The sequence below is a fragment of the Arthrobacter sp. UYCo732 genome (genome assembly GCF_040547265.1).
Lineage (GTDB): Bacteria > Actinomycetota > Actinomycetes > Actinomycetales > Micrococcaceae > Arthrobacter.
Map to the genome: position 1 here is coordinate 16,512 of NZ_JBEPPJ010000022.1, position 15,786 is coordinate 32,297.

Sequence of the window (15,786 nt, forward strand, 5' to 3'; positions counted from 1 at the left end):
GTCACGCTGCCGGCAAGCTGGTCGGAGCCGGCGTCGGCGGCTCTGAGGTCGGGTCCGCAGACGTCGCCGGCGGCACCGGGGTGGTGGGGGCAGGCTCGAGGCTCGGTTGAGGCGTCGTCACAGGCGGCGCCGTGGTAGTCGGCGGTGTAGTCGCCGTCGGCCCGGTCGTAACCGGCGGCGTTGTTACAGGCGGCTGCGAGGAGGGTGGCGTCGTCGCGGGCGGCTCAGTTGCCCGAGCAGGAGTGGTGGTCGGTGAGGTTGTTGCAAGCGGCCCTGACGTGGTGGACGGAGGTGCCGCCGGATCCATTGTTGGTGTACCCGCCGGCGTTCCCTGGGCAGCTGCCTGAGTGGGAACACTCGTTGCCCTCGGCCCACCCGGCGTGGACCCAGCGTCCGCATTCCCTGGCGTCGAACCGGTTGAGGGAGGTGCCGAGGCGGACGGCCTGCTGGTTGGCGAGGCCGCCGCATCAATTCCTGCAGAGTCGGCAGGTGCCTCCGGATCCTTTGCGCTGGCCTCGATGCCAATCACGGGGTCCTGCGCTCCTCCTGCGGAGCCGGCGGCAGCACCGCTGCCTGCCGGAGCTCCGCTGCCACCTGGCTCGCCGGCTGCCGCCGGGGCTTCCGGAGCAAACATCGCGCTGAGGCTACCCAGCCCGTCGGGGCTCCCGGCTGCGGTGGCAGTCAGGATGGTGAAGAGCGCCGCCCCCGCAGCCACCGCAGTCAAGCGAATGACAGGACGCCGGGCGTGGGTACCACCTTTCGCCACGTGTGCGTGGTGGGCGTCCCCTAAGGGAGCACCCCTGGCACCGTCGCCGGTGGCGGCGGTGCCAGCCAACGAGCCGAAAGCAGCCCCGGATTTCCGGGACCAGCTGGCACGGCGGTCGGCGCCGTGTGGCTCAACAACTACATCTGCTGGCGCAGGAATTTCCGGGATCGCATCAGCGGCCCCAGCAGGCCCCGCCGCCACGGCCGGAGAGGCCTGAAGCGCTGCGACGGCTGCACCGAGGCATATGGAGGACTTGGGGTCCGCATCCACGGCGATGGGCCGGTCCAACTGTTCCGAAATCAGCTGCGCCACCAAGGGAATCCGTGAAGATCCGCCGATCAGGAGCACCGCGGACAGGTCTGCCGGCTCCAGTCCAAGTTGTTCCAAGGAACGTTCCAGGGCCTCCACTGTTTCGCGGAGGGGCTCCTCAACCATGTCCTCGAACTCCGAGCGGACCAGGCGCACTTGCTGCTGAACGCCAGGCAGGAACACCGAAATGCTCGCCTCGCTGTCGGCCGAGAGCGCTTCCTTGGCCTCCACGCACTCACGCTTAAGCCGCGCCAGCGCCGCCAGGGCAGCGGGATCTTCCGGGTCAAGGGCTGCCAAAGCTTCGCCCGTGTGCGCTGCCACATAGCGAAGGACGGCGGCATCGAAGTCAGCTCCACCGAGTCCTTCGATGCCTTCCGGGGTGCCCAGGAATTCGAATCGGCCGTTGCCGTCCTTCCTCAGGATCGCAGTGTCGAAGGTCCCGCCGCCCAGGTCGTAGACGGCGATGGTGCTGCCGTCCTCCACGCGCACCTGGGAAGCGTAATGCAGTGCGGCCGCTTCCGGTTCGCTAATGAGCGTGACGCTGGGCATTCCTTTTGCGGCGAGGGCTGCCAGGACCGCGGTGGTCCGGTGTCCGCCCCAGGCCGCGGGGTGCGAGATGATAATTTCCGACGGCGGGGCGCCCTCGCGTTCTTCGGCCCGGTCCGCAACCCAGCGGGCCATCGTGGCAAAAATTTCTTCAGCGGGCAGGGCTAACGTGCCTACTGCGATGGGGACGCTGTCTCCGATCCGACGTTTGAACTCGCGCACCACCCGGGCGGGAACATCCAAACCGCGGCGTTCGGCTGCCTCGCCAACCAGGATGGGGCCCTCTTCGGGGTAGTACACCACAGACGGCACCGCCGTTCCGCGGAGCCCCAGGGGCAGGCTCTCGGGAACTGGCTGATCATCCCTGGCAATCGCGGCGGCGGTAAAACTGGTCCCGACATCAACGGCGAGAACGTAGCTCATAGGTACCTCGGCAAAGCGCAGCTGGCCGTCCGCAAGCTTCATCACAGACTGGCTTCCCCCAACGTAGCACCACCGTCTGCCGGGCAACACCTTTATTCATACATCGATTAGCGTATTATCCGGCCATTGTGGAAAAAATCCAGAGAAACCCCTGCTCAGAGGCCTGAATAGGAATGCAGGCCGTTAAAGAACTGGTTCACGATGGTGAAGTTGAAGACAACGCAGAGGTACCCAACGATCGAGAGCCAGGCAGCGCGGGTTCCGGTCCAGCCGCGGGTGGCGCGGGCGTGGAGGTAGCCGGCGTAGACCACCCAGATCACAAACGTCCACACTTCCTTGGTGTCCCAGCCCCAGAACCGGCCCCAGGCCTTTTCGGCCCAGATGGCCCCGAACATCAGCGTGAAGGTCCAGCCGATGAAGGCGATGGCGTTGATCCGGTAGGACAGGTTTTCCAGGCTCAGGGCCGAGGGTACCAACCGCATGAAGCCGAGTTTGTCCGCACCGCCGGCAGCGATCGTCTTTTGCCGGTGGGACTGGACCAGCTGCAGGGCGGACATGGCGAAGGTGAGTGTGAACAGGGCCGAGGAGAGCACCGCGATGGAGACGTGGATAATCAGCCAGTAGCTCTGCAGCGCGGGGACCAGGTGACCCACTGGCGTCCAGAAGGCTACCGACGCGGCCACCAGCATGATGATCGCCAGGCCCACTACGAAGGTGCCCAGGAACCGCAGGTCGCGGCGGATGAGCACCAGGAGGAAGACGGCCACCGCAACGAAGGCACCGGTGGTGAGGAACTCGTACATGTTGCCCCACGGCACCCGGCCAGCACCCAGTGCGCGGGTGATCACGCCCGCGGCGTGGATCAGCACACCGAGGATGGTGAGGGCGACGGCCACGCGTGCGGGAACGCGGCGTTCGGCCGCATAGCGCATGTCGGCGTCGGCCGTCTGCCCTGAAGCGGAGGCTGCGGCGGAGTTTTTGCCAGCGGACGACGACGGGCGCTCGGCCCGTCCGGCAGGTCCGGCCAGGAGCGAATCCACGCGGTTCGCTACTGCGACCGCATCAACGGCAGTCGCCGCAGCGGCGCCTACTCCGGCCGCCACCGGAACCCTGGCCTCCCCTGCCGCCTCAGCAGCCTTCAGATCAATGGCGCGCAACGCCTTGCTGCTCTTCGCCAGGTCCCAGGCAAAGGCGATGAAGGCCACGGTGTAGGTGCCTGCGGCGAGCAGCATCAGCAGCTCGCTGTACGCGCCCATGGTTTCGTTGATGACAAAAGGCATTACTGGTCCTTTGTGGGTCCGGCGGAACCGGTGGGGGTGGTGACAGAGTCTGCGCCATTATCGCCCTGGCTGCTGGGAGTTTGCTGGGTAGAGTCGTCAGAGGGTAGATGCCACTCGTCGGCGAGGAGCTGCCGGATGGACTGCGCTTCGCCAGCCAGGCGGTGGTCCTCACCGCGGGCCAGGAGGCCGTATTCCACCATGGTCCGGCCATCGTCGTGGGTTCCGGTCCGGACCCAGACGCGGCGGCGGTTGACGTAGAGCGAAACGATGAGTCCGGCCACGGCCAGCAGGGCGAAGATGAGGGCGGAGACCTGGCCGGGGTTGTGGTGGATGTCCACACCGACGTACCGCTTCACGCCGTCGAAGCTAATGCTGCCCTTGCCGTCCGGCAGGGTGTAGGTGCTGCCGGGGGCCAGGGTGATGCCACCGGCGGCGAGGGTGCGGTTGTTCAGGGGCGTGAGGTGCTTGACGTCCAGTTCGAAGACGTTCTGCGGGGCGCCGTTGTTGAGGCCGAGGTCGCCGAAGTAGGAGTTCAGGGTCAGCTGCGGGTTGAACAGGTCCGGATCGCCGCTGAAGGAAATGCCCTTGTCGGTGACAAACGCGGTGGGCAGGAAGAACCCCACGAAGCCCAGCTGGTCAGGCTGGGCATCGGGGACCTTGATCACGACCGAGGAGTAGTAGTTGTCGCCTTGGAGCTTGGCCACTACGGGACCCTGCATGGCCACGTTGCCGGCGCCGTCGCGGATGGTCACCACAGGGGCGTAACCGTTGCCGGTGAGGTAGATGCTGGTGCCGCCCAGGGTGACGGGGTCGTTGACCTTCAGGACTTCCTGTTTGGCGGGCGCGTCCGGGGTTTCCCGGGTGGTGACTTCGGCGTTGAACCCGATGGGCTGGCCGAACTTGCCCGGCGATTCGCGGTCGAAAGTGACGTCGAATTTGTCCAGCTGGATGGAGTATGGCTGCAGCTGGCTGGACTGGAAGTTGGTGCCGGGCGTGAATTGGTCGTAGCCCACCAGCGTGTTCACGAAGGTGTCGCCCTCAACCAGGATGCGCTGGCCGCTGTAGCCGAACAGGCCACCGATGGCCACGGACACCAGCACGCCGATCAGCGACGTGTGGAACACCAGGTTCCCTACCTCCTTGGCGAAGCCGCGCTCGGCGCCCAAAGATGGCCGCGCGCCGTCGTCGTCCCTCACCTCAACGCGGTAACCGCGCTTCCGGAGCAGCCCCGCGGCACTGTTGATGGCGCCCGACGCCGTGAGGCCGGCGTCGGCGGGGACCACCAGTGTGCCGTATTCGGGCAGGCGGGAGAGCCTTTGAGGGGTCCGCGGCGGCTGGGAGCGCACGGCTTTGTAATGCGCGATAGCACGCGGGATTACACACCCGATCAGGGAGATGAAGAGCAGGATGTAAATGGCCGAGAACCAGGCCGAGGAGTAGACGTCGTAGAGCTGCAGGGTGTCCAGCAGCTTCCCGTACTCCGGGTTGTTCTGGATGTACTGCGTGACCACGAACGGGTTGGCCGGGCGCTGTGGGAACAGCGAACCGGGCACTGCGGCGACAGCCAACAGCAGCAGGAGGAACAGCGCCGTGCGCATGCTGGTCAGCTGGGTCCACGCCCAACGGAGCATCCCTACCGGCCCCAGGACGGGCAGGGCAGCTTCCGCTTTGGCGGCCTCGGCTGCCGTGGCTGCGGCAACGGGGGCCGCGGACTTCTTGTTTGCTTTCACGCGCTCGCTCATCAGATCGGCAACTTCACATCAGTTTGGAACCAGTACTGCAGTTCGGTAACCCAGGCACCCCAGACGCCGCTGGCCATCAGCAGGCCCAGCACCACCAGGATGCCGCCGCCCATCCGCTGGATGGCCAGGCGGTGCTGGCGGAAAAAGGTCATGACGCCCATGCCGCGGCGGACGGCCAGGGCAATGAGCATGAACGGGATTCCCAGGCCCAGGCTGTAGACGAACGCCAGGAAGGCGCCCTTTGCGGCCGACGACCCGCCGGACAAGCTCAGGAGCTGGACGGCGGAGTAGGTGGGCCCAATACAGGGCGCCCAGCCGAGGCCAAACGTCAGGCCCAGCAGGGGCGCTCCCCACAGGCCCGCCGGCGGCTTGGCATGGATTTTGGCGTCGCGCTGCAGCCAGCCGAAACCGCCCATGAACACCACGCCCATGATGATCACCAGGACCCCCAGGAGCTGGGTGATCCAGGCATTCTGCGAGCCTGTGATCATGGTTCCTAGCTGACCGAACGCACCGCCAAGCAGCACAAAGATGATGGAGAAACCCAGCACAAACAGCCCGATGCCCGCGAACATCCGGCCACGCTTCTGCTTCTGCAGGTCCACCCCGCTCAGGCCCGTGACGTACCCCAGGTATCCGGGCACCAGGGGCAGCACGCACGGGGACAGGAAGGACACCAGGCCGGCGAGCAGCGCCACCGGGATGGCGAGCACGAGCGAGCCGTTCAGGATGGTTTCGGCGAAGGGGCTGTTCATGGTCCGGGGCCGCCGCTACTCGGCCACTGCGGCGGCTATGAGGGCTTTGAGGGTGCCCTTCTGAATCTCGCCCAGCACGCGCGAAGCCACCCGGCCCTGCTTGTCCAGGACCAGCGTGGTGGGAACAGCCCCCGGCGGGACCAGCCCGGAGAGGGCAAGGAGCACGCCGCCGTTCTTGTCATCGAAGCTCGGGTAGGTCAGGTTAAAGGTCTTGTCGAAGGCCTCGGCGGTGGCCTTTTCGTCGCGGAGGTTGACACCGTAGAACTGCACACCTTGAGCCTTGAACTCCTGGTGCAGCTCTTCCAGGAGGGGCGCTTCCACCCGGCACGGGGCACAGGCGGCAAACCAGAAGTTCAGGACGGTCACCGTACCCTGGAAGTCGTCCGGGGTCACCGTGGTGCCGTTGAACAGGGTCCCGTTGACAGCGACGGCGGACTTTCGGTCGACTGCCGTGAATTCCGTCACGGAGCCGTCCCCGGCGATGTAATTCTTGTTGTCTCCGGCTTTGGCCTGCTTCGCAAGGGCGTCCTCCTGGGCGCAGCCGGAGAGCCCCAGGGTGAGGGCAGCCAGGGCGGCGCCGCCGGCGGCGAGAACGGCGCGGCGGGACGTGGTGCGGGCGGTGTTTGTCATGTCAGGCTCCCGGCGTGGTGGCGGCACCGGGAAGAAGGGCGGCAGCGGGCTCACTGTACTCAACGCGCAGGAGGGAGCCGTCGTCGTCGAACACCAGGGAGGTGATGGACGTCAGCGTGCATTCACGTTTGCGCGGGTCATGCCAGAGCGGGCGGCCCTCCGCACTCAGGCGGGTGGCCCAGATGGGGAGCTGGTGGCTGACCATGATGGCCTCGGGACCGTTCGCTCCATGGTCCCCGCCTGCCAGTTCGATGGCCCGGAGCCGGGCGTCCTCGACGGCGGCCCGGACGCGCGCGGCCTGCGCCTTGTAGGGCTCGCCCCAGGACGGCCTGAGCGGGTTGACCAGGTGCGGCCAGTGCTTGGGCTTGCGGAGCTCGGCCTTGGTGACCTTGATGCCCTGGAAGTAGTTCCGCGCCTCGATGATGCGCTCATCAGTGTGGAGCTCAAGCTGCAGCGCTTCCGCGGTGGGGGCAGCGGTCTCCTGGGCCCTGACCAGCGGCGACGCGGTCAGATAGACGATCCTGGCACCCTGGGCCGCGCGCTCACTGAAGTACAGGGCGAGGGTCTGTGCCATTTCCCTGCCCAGCTCGGAGAGATGGAATTCGGGCAGCCTGCCGTACAGAACGCCGTCGGGATTATGGACCTCGCCGTGGCGGAGCAGATGGACAGTGGCTTGGGGCATGTGTACCAGTTTCTCAAAGATGGCGTTCGATCCGAAATCTTCTACATCGAGTAGAACTGAAAGTTTTGGCAAATTGTTCCGGAACGGGGAATAAAACATGCAAATGCAAGTTTATATTGAGGACAACGGATGGTTGTGATTTCAACTGATGAAGTATCAAGCTATCCGGGAGTACCACCCGACAAACCAAGGAGAAACACCATGGCTCTTCCCGCAGACATCACCACCGGCACCTGGACCCTCGACAACTCGCACAGCGAAATCGGCTTCACCGTGCGCCACGCCGGCATCAGCAAGGTCCGCGGCCAGTTCAAGGATGCAGCGGCAACCCTGCACCTCGCCGAAGACGTGGCCGCTTCCAAGATCAGCGCCACCATCCAGACCGCCAGCTTCGACTCCGGCGACGCCAACCGCGACGGCCACGTCCGCGGCGAGGATTTCTTCGACGTCGAGAAGTTCCCGGAAATCTCCTTCGTCTCCAACGGCCTCGTGGCCAAGGGCAACAGCTACGAGCTGACTGGTGACCTCACCATCAAGGGCATCACCCGTCCGGTTTCCCTGGAGACCGACTTCAACGGCGTGGCCGTCGACCCGTTCGGCATGACCCGCGCCGGCGTTTCCGCTGAAACCACCATCAGCCGCAAGGACTTCGGGCTGACCTGGAACGCCGTCCTCGACGCCGGTGGCGTGCTGGTCAGCGACAAGGTTGCCATCAACCTCGAACTGGCGTTCATCGCCCCCGCAGCTTAACTCTTCAGTACTGAACGCGCCGCGTACGCAGCCGCGCCACGCGCCCGGCCGCCAGAATCCCCAGCGATTCCGTCGGCCGGGCGCGCGGTGTTTAATTCCTAGATCCAGTGGGACACGCGGTCTACAGTGAAGCCATGAGCACCCCCAGTGACGTCCCGCAGCCCCAGCAGCCCGGTTCCCAACCGCCGGCCGGCAACGTTCCACCCGCCGGCTACGAGCCGCCGCAGGGTTACCCAGCGCAGCCGGAGTACCAGCAGCCGCGCGGGGCTCATGGCAAGCCGGGCGGGTTCCTGTTCCAGACGCCTGCCGACGGTCCCCACAACTTCAACGATGTCATGCCCAGGGGAGGCTTGCCGGGAATGTTCAGCGTGACGGGGCTGCCTACCAAACTCAAGGTCTCCTACTGGATATGGATCATCGGCGGCATTCTCGGCGTTCTCGGCAGCTTCTTCGGCCTGCTGGCCACTCTGGCACTCTTCACTGTGGCACCGGCGCTGGCCACCGTCGTCCTCCTCCTCGTCCTGGTGGCGCTCGGCCTGGCGGCGGCCCAGATTGTCCTGGCCGTGAAGATGAAGGAAGGCAAGGAATGGGCGCGCCTTGCACTCACCATGGTTGCTGGCGTCTCGCTGGTCTTGGCGTTCCTGGGCGGCAGCATGGGTGAGGGAATCGGCAACAACTGGCTTGGTTTCCTCATCAGCGCCGCAGCAACGGTCCTGATGTGGCTCCCCAACTCGCAGGCCTGGTTTACCGCCGTCAAGGGCCGCGCCTGAGGGGCCTGTTCCCAACTGTTCCTGCTGGCCGGAATACCTCTCTGGAATGACCCGCCCTGGCACAGGCAAGGGTACGGTGGGAGTAAGCCGTACTGGGGGCAGGCCAGTGGACTGCACCCAGCAGCCGAACTGACCTCCGACCTGCAAAGGACCGCTCATGAGCACGCCCGTCCCGCCTCCCGTCCCGAACGAGCCCGTCAACCAGCCCCCGGCACCCCGTTATGGCGAGAACAGCCCGCAGTCCGGACAGCCCACTCCCCCCGCGAACTCCCCGCAGGCACCGCAGTACGGGCAGAACGCCCCGCAGGCACCGCAGTACGGCCAGAACTCCCCGCAGGCACCGCAGTACGGCCAGAACGCCCCACAGGCACCGCAGTACGGCCAGAACTCCCCGCAGGCACCGCAGTACGGGCAGAACGCCCCGCAGTTTGGCCAGCCCACTCCGCCGGCCCATGGCCAGCAGCCGTACGGGCAGTCCCCGTACGCCCACTATCCCTCGGGGCAGCCGCAGGCAGCGGGGACAAAAGGCATTCCCCGGCTGGTCAACATTTCCTTCTGGCTGCTGATCGGCGCCGCGGCGCTGTTTGCCAGCACCCTTCTATTGGGCATCAGCATGCTCGATGACCCGATCATGCGGAACGCCTTCGAGGATGCCATGCGCAGCAGCGGCGCCACACGCACCGAGTTCAACTTCGAGGACTTCCGGAGCGTCCTCGCCGGAACGTTGGTGGTCCTGGCCATCCTCGGTGCGGGCATGTACTTACTGGTGGCATTCTTCATCCGCAAGGGTAAGAACTGGGCCCGGATCCTGGGCACCGTGTTCGCGGCGCTGTCCGTTACCAGCCTCTTCCAGGTGCCGAACATCGGGACCCTGGGCAGTTTGGCAGGCATCGCGGCCATCGTTCTGCTGTACCTGCCGTCCGCGGCTCCGTACTTCCGGAAACAACTGCCGTTCGCCAACCCCTACGGCACCCCGGGCCCAACGCCGGGCAACCCATACGGCCAGTAGGTTCCCACCCCGTAATCCGCCCAAGGAGCGTGGACCCCGCCGGCGGCCAGCCGGGAATCTCAGGCGGTATGGTCCGGAGTCTGCGCCCGTTGTGCGTGGTACGCGAGGATCTGCAGTTCGGTGGCCATATCTACCTTGCGCAGGTTGAAGCCCGCAGGGACTTGCAGCATGACCGGAGCAAAGCTCAGGATGCTGTGCACACCGGCCGCCACTACGCGGTCGCAGACCGCCTGCGCCACGGCGGCCGGCAGCGCCAGGACCACCATGTTGGCGCCGGTCCGCTCGAGCACTGACTCCAGGTCAGCCACATCACTGACACGCAGCCAGCCCACCTCGTTGCCCACCACCATCTGGTCGGCGTCGAAGATGGCCACCACGTCAAAACCACGGGACTCAAACCCTCCGTAGCGGGCCAGGGCCTTGCCCAGGTTACCGGCGCCCACAATGGCAACTTTCCAGTCATGGGTCAGGCCGAGGGCTGCGGAGATGTGGCGGCTGAGATACTGCACCTCATAGCCAACGCCGCGTGTGCCATAGGAACCCACATAGGACAGGTCCTTGCGAAGTGTTGAGGAACTGACGCCCGAGGCTTCCGCCAGGGATTCCGAGGACACCCGCTCCACACCTTCAGCGAGCAGCGCGTTCAGGGCGCGCAGATAGATGGTCAGCCGTGCCACTGCCGCCGGCGGTACCTGCTTGGCGATCTCGCCGCCCGGGGCCGTCCCTTTACCTTCTACAGCCTGGGGAGATGAATCCAGCGAACTCACTATCCCCTCCATTGCCTCGCGTTGTGAATCCACTCTAGGGCCCTGCCAGTGCTGTCCACAAAGCCGGCGACATCTTTGGCAATCGGTTGCCTCTCAGGCCAGGGCACGCTGAAGGACGCGCGTGAGCCTGGCTTCATCGATTTTCCAGAAGTCGCGCTGGACGCCGTCGACAAGCACCACCGGGACTTCCTCCGCGTACCGCTCCCGCAGTTCCGGCAGTCCATCCACCTGCTGTTCCGTCCACCCAAGCCCCAACTTGGCAGTAACGCGTTCGACGGCGTCGCGCGCCGCTGCGCACAGGTGACAGTCTGCCTTGGTGATGAGGACTACCTCCGGTTTTGCCATGCTTTAACCGTATCGCCCTTTGGGTGCGGACAGCGCGCGGACGCCGGCGCGGGCGCCGCGCTGAAATCTTCGCCACCGAGTATTGACTAGACTCGGGGACATGCCCGAGGAGAAGTACGTCGCTGTAGTCACCCAGCCGGATGCGGTGATGCAGACCGGCGAAGCGGCCTTCTTCGACGTTGACAACACACTCATGAAGGGCGCCAGCCTCTTCCACGTGGCCCGCAAGATGCATCAGCGCGGCGCCTTCACTCTGACCCAGGCGGTCGGCTTCGCCTGGAAGCAGCTCAAGTTTGTGACGCGGGGCGAGAACCTGGACGATGTCCATGCTGTCCGCGACTCGGCCCTCACCCTCGCGGCAGGCATCACTGTGGATGACATCAAGGCACTGGGCGAAGAAGTCTACGACGAGATGATCGCCTCCAGGATCTGGCCCGGGGCCAAGGCGCTGGCGCAACAGCACCTGCGCGTGGGCCGGCGGGTCTGGCTGGTCACGGCCACCCCCATTGAAGTTGCCTCAGTCATCTCCACCCGGCTGGGCCTCACCGGCTCCCTGGGCACTGTTGGCGAGATTGCCGACGGCATGTACACCGGCCGGCTGGTGGGTGACATCCTGCACGGCTCCGCCAAGGCAGTGGCCGTCCAGGAACTGGCCGACGCCGAGGGGCTGGACCTGAAGCGCTGCTGGGCCTACAGCGATTCCTACAACGACATCCCGCTGCTGACCCTGGTGGGGCACCCCGTGGCCATCAATCCCGATTCCAGGCTCCGCAGCCATGCGCGCGACCGCAACTGGCCGGTCTACGATTTCCGCTCGGGCCGCCGCGCTGCCACACTCGGCCTGAAGGCAGCCACTGCCGGCGGCGTGGTCTACGGCCTCTGGCGGGGCTTCGCCCGCTTCCGCGGCCCCCGGGTCTAGTACCGGGCTCTGCCCCGGACACGCTTTCGGGCCGAGGACGCGCCCTCGGGCTGAGGACACCCGGCTCCGCGTGTCCTTGACCCGATTCCGTGTCCTTGAGCCGAAACAGTGTCCTGAACCCGATAACAAAAATGCCCGCTGCCGGAGAGGCAACGGGCATTTCGCGCTGTACGAAGTATCTCTACTTCTTATTGCGGCGCTGGTGGCGGGTCTTACGAAGCAACTTGCGGTGCTTCTTCTTGGCCATACGCTTGCGACGCTTCTTAATAACTGAACCCACGAAAGTTCCTCACAAACTAGATGCAGTACCTGTCTGATGGAAAAGGTCCGTGGACAGAGCTACAGACTGAAACAACTGACAGATTCTTACAATGACGTAAAACAATCCTTAACAGGGTACCGCTTTCTGGCGGCGACCACCGACCGCAGCCCATTTCTGGGCTGAAACAGCGACTGGACGCGGGGCCTTCAGGCGGTTTCGGTGTGACCGTCCACCACAGCACCCTTGAGATACTGTTCGACGGCGCTCTCCGGCACCCGGTACGACCGGCCGAAACGCACCGCAGGCATTTCGCCGGAATGGACCAGGCGGTAGACGGTCATTTTGGAGACGCGCATGACCTCGGCCACTTCGGCCACGGTCAGGAACTTCGCGTTCGAGAAGTTCTGTTCTGCGGACATTTCCCTATTCCTTTGCTGACGGATGACGGCTAACCCCAGCTGTGTTCCATTGCGGTGTGCCGATGCTGAGCCATCCACCAACCATGTGATAGATACTCTAGAGGTTCATGGTGCTGTAGTGAAAGTCATCCGGCACAATCATTGTGCAATGCGGCGTTTCCGCGCGGACGCTGCAAGATGGTTGAGCACCGAAACGGACACCTCCCACTCCATGCACGTGTCCGTAACGCTCTGGCCGTACACCAGTTCGGACTCACCGGCCGCATGCTCGGCGACGTCCAGGTTCTGGGCGCCGCCAACCAGGAAACTTTCCAGCATGACCCCGGCGACGGCCTGTGCGGCCCGGCCTCCATCCTCGAGCTGGGCACCGATTTCCAGTGCCACTTCTGCTTGCCGGTGGTGGCTCTTGCCGCTGTTGGCGTGGCTGGCGTCCACGATCAGCCGGGGGTTCAGTCCCTTGCCCGCGAGATTCACGGAGGCGCTTTCGACGTCGGCAGCCGAGTAGTTCGGTCCCTCGCGTCCGCCGCGGAGGATGACGTGGGTGTCCGGATTGCCGGCGGTGGCCACAAGCGCAGCCCGGCCGTCGCCGTCAATGCCGAGGAATGCCTGCGCGGCCGCGGCGGCGCCGCACGCGTCGACCGCAACCTGCAGGTCGCCGTCGGTCCCGTTCTTGAAGCCGATGGGCATGGACAGGCCGGACGCGAGCTGGCGGTGGATCTGGCTTTCCGTGGTGCGGGCTCCGATGGCCCCCCAGGAGATCAGGTCAGCCATGTACTGCGGACTGATGGGTTCCAGGAACTCGGTGGCGGTGGGCAGCCCCAGCGCCGTGACCTGCTGCAGGAACTGCCGGGCAGCGCGGAGGCCGGTGGCCATGTCGTGGCTGCCGTCCAGGCGCGGATCATTGATGAGGCCCTTCCAGCCTAAGGTGGTGCGGGGCTTTTCGAAGTAAGTCCGCATGACGATCAGCAGGTCTTCCTTATGCGTCGCGGCCTGGCTGACCAACCGGCGTGCGTATTCCATGCCGGCACTGGGATCGTGGATCGAGCACGGGCCCACGATGACCAGCAGGCGGTCGTCCACGCCGTCCATGATGGCCCGGACCTCGTCGCGGCCGCGTTCGACGACGTCGGCCACCCGGGCATCCAGCGGCAACTCGGCGATGAGCTCCGCAGGCGTGGGCAACGGCGTGAATTCGCTGACCCGAAGGTTCGACGTGGATTTAGCGGAAGTGGCTGTTGCGGTGCTCATGTTCAGGTCCTGTTCCGGATAGGAAGCGGGCCCAGATCAGAACCCGCCGGAGAATGGCGAAGGGCAGAGAATGATCTCTGCCCTGTTGGCTCTGAAGGAAGTTGGATGCGTGTCAGTTAGACGCGGGCTCCTCCAGAGCCAACGAAAAATACGCATACCAACGGTTAGTCATGGGCACATGGTAACGACACCGCGCCGCCGCGGCAAAATCCTTTCCGTCACACACTGCAATCCGGGAATACTCAGCCCATGAGCTCGCGAAGGTATTGCAACTGCCTGATCCAGTGATGCTCCTGGCCGCCCTCGTGGTTGTTGAACCGGTAGACCTCGATCGCCTTGTCCGGCCCGGTTCCGGAAGCCTTGCCGGCCTCCGTGCCGTAGGCGTTGAAGCTTGCGAAAACGGTGGACGGCGGGCAGACATCGTCCATCAGTGCCACGGAATACAGCGCCGGAGCAGTGGCCGTCCGGGCGAGGTTGACGCCATCGAAATAGTTCAGCACCGCCAGCATCGGCTCGTACCGGTCGCGGTGCCGGCCCAGGAAGGCCGCGATTTCCGGATAAGGCCCGCGGGGCGCAATGTCGATGGCGCGTGGAAAGTCCTGGAGGAACGGGACGTCGGGCAGCGCGGCGATGACGCCGTCGAGCCTTCCGGCAGCCAGCCCGGCAACCGCCACCACAATGCCGCCGCCCTGGCTGATTCCGGCCAGGACCACACGCGAGGCATCCACGTCCGGGTGGGATTGGGCAGCCTGCACCGCACGGAAGGCGTCAACGTACACGCGCCTGTAGTAGTAGTCCTCCCTGCTCCCGGCGCCCCGGGTCATGAGCCCGGCGTAGGCCACCTCACCGGCAGAGGGGTGGGGGTCCTGAGTCTCGCCCACGATCCCGCCGAAGCCCTGGCCGCGGGTGTCCATGGTGAACTGCGCGTAGCCGGCCTGCGCCCACGCGGTGTCCTGGTTGACCAGGCCGCGCCCGCCCGAGTAACCGATGTACTGCACGACGACGGGCAGCCGGGTCCCAGCCTCGCGGTTCGCCGGCAGGTGCAGCCAGCCTTTGATCGGCGCGCCGCCGTAGCCGGCGAACGTGACATCGAACGTGTCGATGACCGTCAGGTAGTTTTCCACCGGCTCGAACGTTGCTCCGAGCGGGAACGTCCGGGCTTCCTCGATGGTGCGATCCCAGAAGTCCTTCAGATCATCAGGGGGCGTGACCGGGGACGTGTAGCCGTGGAGCTGCTCAAGGGGGAGGTCGAAGAGGGGCATGATGCGGTCCGGTCCTGTCTCATCTGGATTTCTTCGGAGATCCTATGGCATACAACTCGTCGGCGGCACCCGCTCTGACTCACAACCGTGAGAGCTGCTAGGGTGCAAAGGTCTGCAGGCCGTGCGATGCTGCCACCAGCTGGCGCAGTTCCCTGAAGCCGCCGGTGACGTGAGCGGCGGCGCGGGCCTGGACCAGGACGTTGCCGAGAGCTGTGGCCTCTCGTCTTCCAGAGCCTCGGATAACATGCCCTCACGGCCATCGAGGAACTCGTGGCCGGCAGAACCCCGGCACCCTCGAGGGCATCTCGGCTATTGGCCGCTGGGTACGTCCCCGCGCTTACGACAAGCGCTCCCGGTGGGCCGGAAAACGAAGCTTGGACGGCATCGATGTGGTGGACGGCGTGGCCACCAAACCGCTGGCCCACGCCGCGGCAACCGCCCTGCGCATCGCAGGGGCCCGCACCACGGCAGATATCGCTTCCGTGGAAACCGACCTCTACCGCGCCAACGAGATCGAATCAGACGACACGTCCGTTCTCCGGATCCGCACCACAGCCGGAGCCGAGCGCCGCCGTCGGGTCCGAAATCACCACGCACCCATCCCGTTCCCCCTGCTGCCGGAGGTTTCGGCGGTCCTGAAGGCGGACAACTCCGACGCCGCCATCATCCTGGACACGGGCATCATGAGCGGCGCGGACATCGTGGCTGCCCTGGCCCTCGGCGCCGACTTCACGCTGATTGGCCGCGCTTACCTCTACGGCCTGATGGCCGGCGGCCGGGCCGGGGTGGACCGAGCCATCCAGATTCTCGAGAAGGACATGGCCCGCACCATGGCACCGCTCGGCGTCAGCAAAGTCTCGGAGCTGACCCCGGACCACGTGCGCCTGCTGAGGAAGTAACGC

At 65.5% G+C, this 15,786-nt stretch carries 17 protein-coding genes; 5 read left to right on the forward strand and 12 right to left on the reverse strand.

From position 1 onward, the window contains the following. Position 1: 1 nt before the first annotated feature. The 6 genes from ABIB45_RS19525 to ABIB45_RS19550 all read right to left on the reverse strand — a co-directional run bounded on the left by ABIB45_RS19525 (position 2) and on the right by ABIB45_RS19550 (position 7,133). Entirely contained in the window at positions 2–2,044 is a 2,043-nt protein-coding gene (locus ABIB45_RS19525) for an Hsp70 family protein (RefSeq protein WP_502909207.1), read from the reverse strand. A gap of 155 nt (positions 2,045–2,199) precedes the next feature. Next, positions 2,200–3,324 (reverse strand): c-type cytochrome biogenesis protein CcsB, encoded by a 1,125-nt coding sequence (ccsB, locus tag ABIB45_RS19530; RefSeq protein ID WP_354217504.1) that lies wholly within the window; start codon positions 3,322–3,324, stop codon positions 2,200–2,202. Beyond that, positions 3,324–5,066 carry a cytochrome c biogenesis protein ResB gene (gene resB / locus ABIB45_RS19535; protein WP_354217505.1) on the reverse strand — a complete coding sequence of 581 codons (1,743 nt, stop codon included), beginning with the start codon at positions 5,064–5,066 and terminating at the stop codon, positions 3,324–3,326. The genes ccsB and resB overlap by 1 nt, the downstream gene beginning before the upstream one ends. Continuing rightward, positions 5,066–5,821, reverse strand: coding sequence for a cytochrome c biogenesis CcdA family protein (locus tag ABIB45_RS19540; RefSeq protein ID WP_354217506.1), 756 nt, complete (start codon positions 5,819–5,821; stop codon positions 5,066–5,068). The genes resB and ABIB45_RS19540 overlap by 1 nt, the downstream gene beginning before the upstream one ends. Positions 5,822–5,836: 15 nt before the next feature. Then, positions 5,837–6,451, reverse strand: coding sequence for a TlpA family protein disulfide reductase (locus ABIB45_RS19545; RefSeq protein ID WP_354217507.1), 615 nt, complete (start codon positions 6,449–6,451; stop codon positions 5,837–5,839). 1 nt (position 6,452) lies between these two features. Next, positions 6,453–7,133 (reverse strand): histidine phosphatase family protein, encoded by a 681-nt coding sequence (locus ABIB45_RS19550; protein WP_354217508.1) that lies wholly within the window; start codon positions 7,131–7,133, stop codon positions 6,453–6,455. Between the two features lie 201 nt (positions 7,134–7,334). Here ABIB45_RS19550 and ABIB45_RS19555 point away from each other — a divergent pair, with 201 nt between their 5' ends. From ABIB45_RS19555 to ABIB45_RS19565, 3 genes are all read left to right on the forward strand, one after another. Then, positions 7,335–7,883, forward strand: coding sequence for a YceI family protein (locus tag ABIB45_RS19555; protein ID WP_354217509.1), 549 nt, complete (start codon positions 7,335–7,337; stop codon positions 7,881–7,883). 134 nt (positions 7,884–8,017) lie between these two features. Continuing rightward, positions 8,018–8,653, forward strand: a complete 636-nt coding sequence (locus tag ABIB45_RS19560; RefSeq protein WP_354217510.1) for a hypothetical protein — start codon at positions 8,018–8,020, stop codon at positions 8,651–8,653. Between the two features lie 157 nt (positions 8,654–8,810). Continuing rightward, positions 8,811–9,662, forward strand: coding sequence for a Yip1 family protein (locus tag ABIB45_RS19565; protein ID WP_354217511.1), 852 nt, complete (start codon positions 8,811–8,813; stop codon positions 9,660–9,662). A gap of 59 nt (positions 9,663–9,721) precedes the next feature. Here ABIB45_RS19565 and ABIB45_RS19570 read toward each other — a convergent pair whose 3' ends face one another. Then, positions 9,722–10,429 (reverse strand): redox-sensing transcriptional repressor Rex, encoded by a 708-nt coding sequence (locus tag ABIB45_RS19570; RefSeq protein ID WP_354217512.1) that lies wholly within the window; start codon positions 10,427–10,429, stop codon positions 9,722–9,724. 93 nt (positions 10,430–10,522) lie between these two features. Further along, positions 10,523–10,774, reverse strand: a complete 252-nt coding sequence (locus ABIB45_RS19575; protein ID WP_354217513.1) for a glutaredoxin family protein — start codon at positions 10,772–10,774, stop codon at positions 10,523–10,525. Positions 10,775–10,874: 100 nt separating this feature from the next. On the opposite strand from ABIB45_RS19575, the gene ABIB45_RS19580 reads away from it, so the two are divergent. After that, on the forward strand, positions 10,875–11,693 hold the full coding sequence (locus ABIB45_RS19580) for an HAD family hydrolase (RefSeq protein ID WP_354217514.1): 819 nt from the start codon (positions 10,875–10,877) through the stop codon (positions 11,691–11,693). 181 nt (positions 11,694–11,874) lie between these two features. On the opposite strand, the gene ABIB45_RS19585 is transcribed toward ABIB45_RS19580, so the two are convergent. The 4 genes from ABIB45_RS19585 to ABIB45_RS19600 all read right to left on the reverse strand — a co-directional run bounded on the left by ABIB45_RS19585 (position 11,875) and on the right by ABIB45_RS19600 (position 14,884). After that, positions 11,875–11,973: a 30S ribosomal protein bS22 gene (locus tag ABIB45_RS19585; protein ID WP_003792170.1), complete on the reverse strand. Its 99-nt coding sequence runs from the start codon at positions 11,971–11,973 to the stop codon at positions 11,875–11,877. A 188-nt stretch (positions 11,974–12,161) separates the two neighbouring features. Beyond that, the gene (locus ABIB45_RS19590) at positions 12,162–12,374 is read right to left on the reverse strand and encodes a helix-turn-helix domain-containing protein (protein WP_190987656.1); all 213 of its coding nucleotides are present in this window, start codon (positions 12,372–12,374) and stop codon (positions 12,162–12,164) included. Positions 12,375–12,512: 138 nt separating this feature from the next. Continuing rightward, entirely contained in the window at positions 12,513–13,622 is a 1,110-nt protein-coding gene (locus ABIB45_RS19595; RefSeq protein ID WP_354217515.1) for a 3-deoxy-7-phosphoheptulonate synthase, read from the reverse strand. A 242-nt stretch (positions 13,623–13,864) separates the two neighbouring features. Next, entirely contained in the window at positions 13,865–14,884 is a 1,020-nt protein-coding gene (locus tag ABIB45_RS19600; RefSeq protein WP_354217516.1) for an acetylxylan esterase, read from the reverse strand. A 482-nt stretch (positions 14,885–15,366) separates the two neighbouring features. Between ABIB45_RS19600 and ABIB45_RS19605 the strand changes: the two genes are divergently transcribed. After that, complete coding sequence (locus tag ABIB45_RS19605; protein ID WP_502914552.1) at positions 15,367–15,783, forward strand: alpha-hydroxy-acid oxidizing protein; 417 nt, start codon at positions 15,367–15,369, stop codon at positions 15,781–15,783. Positions 15,784–15,786 lie beyond the last annotated feature (3 nt).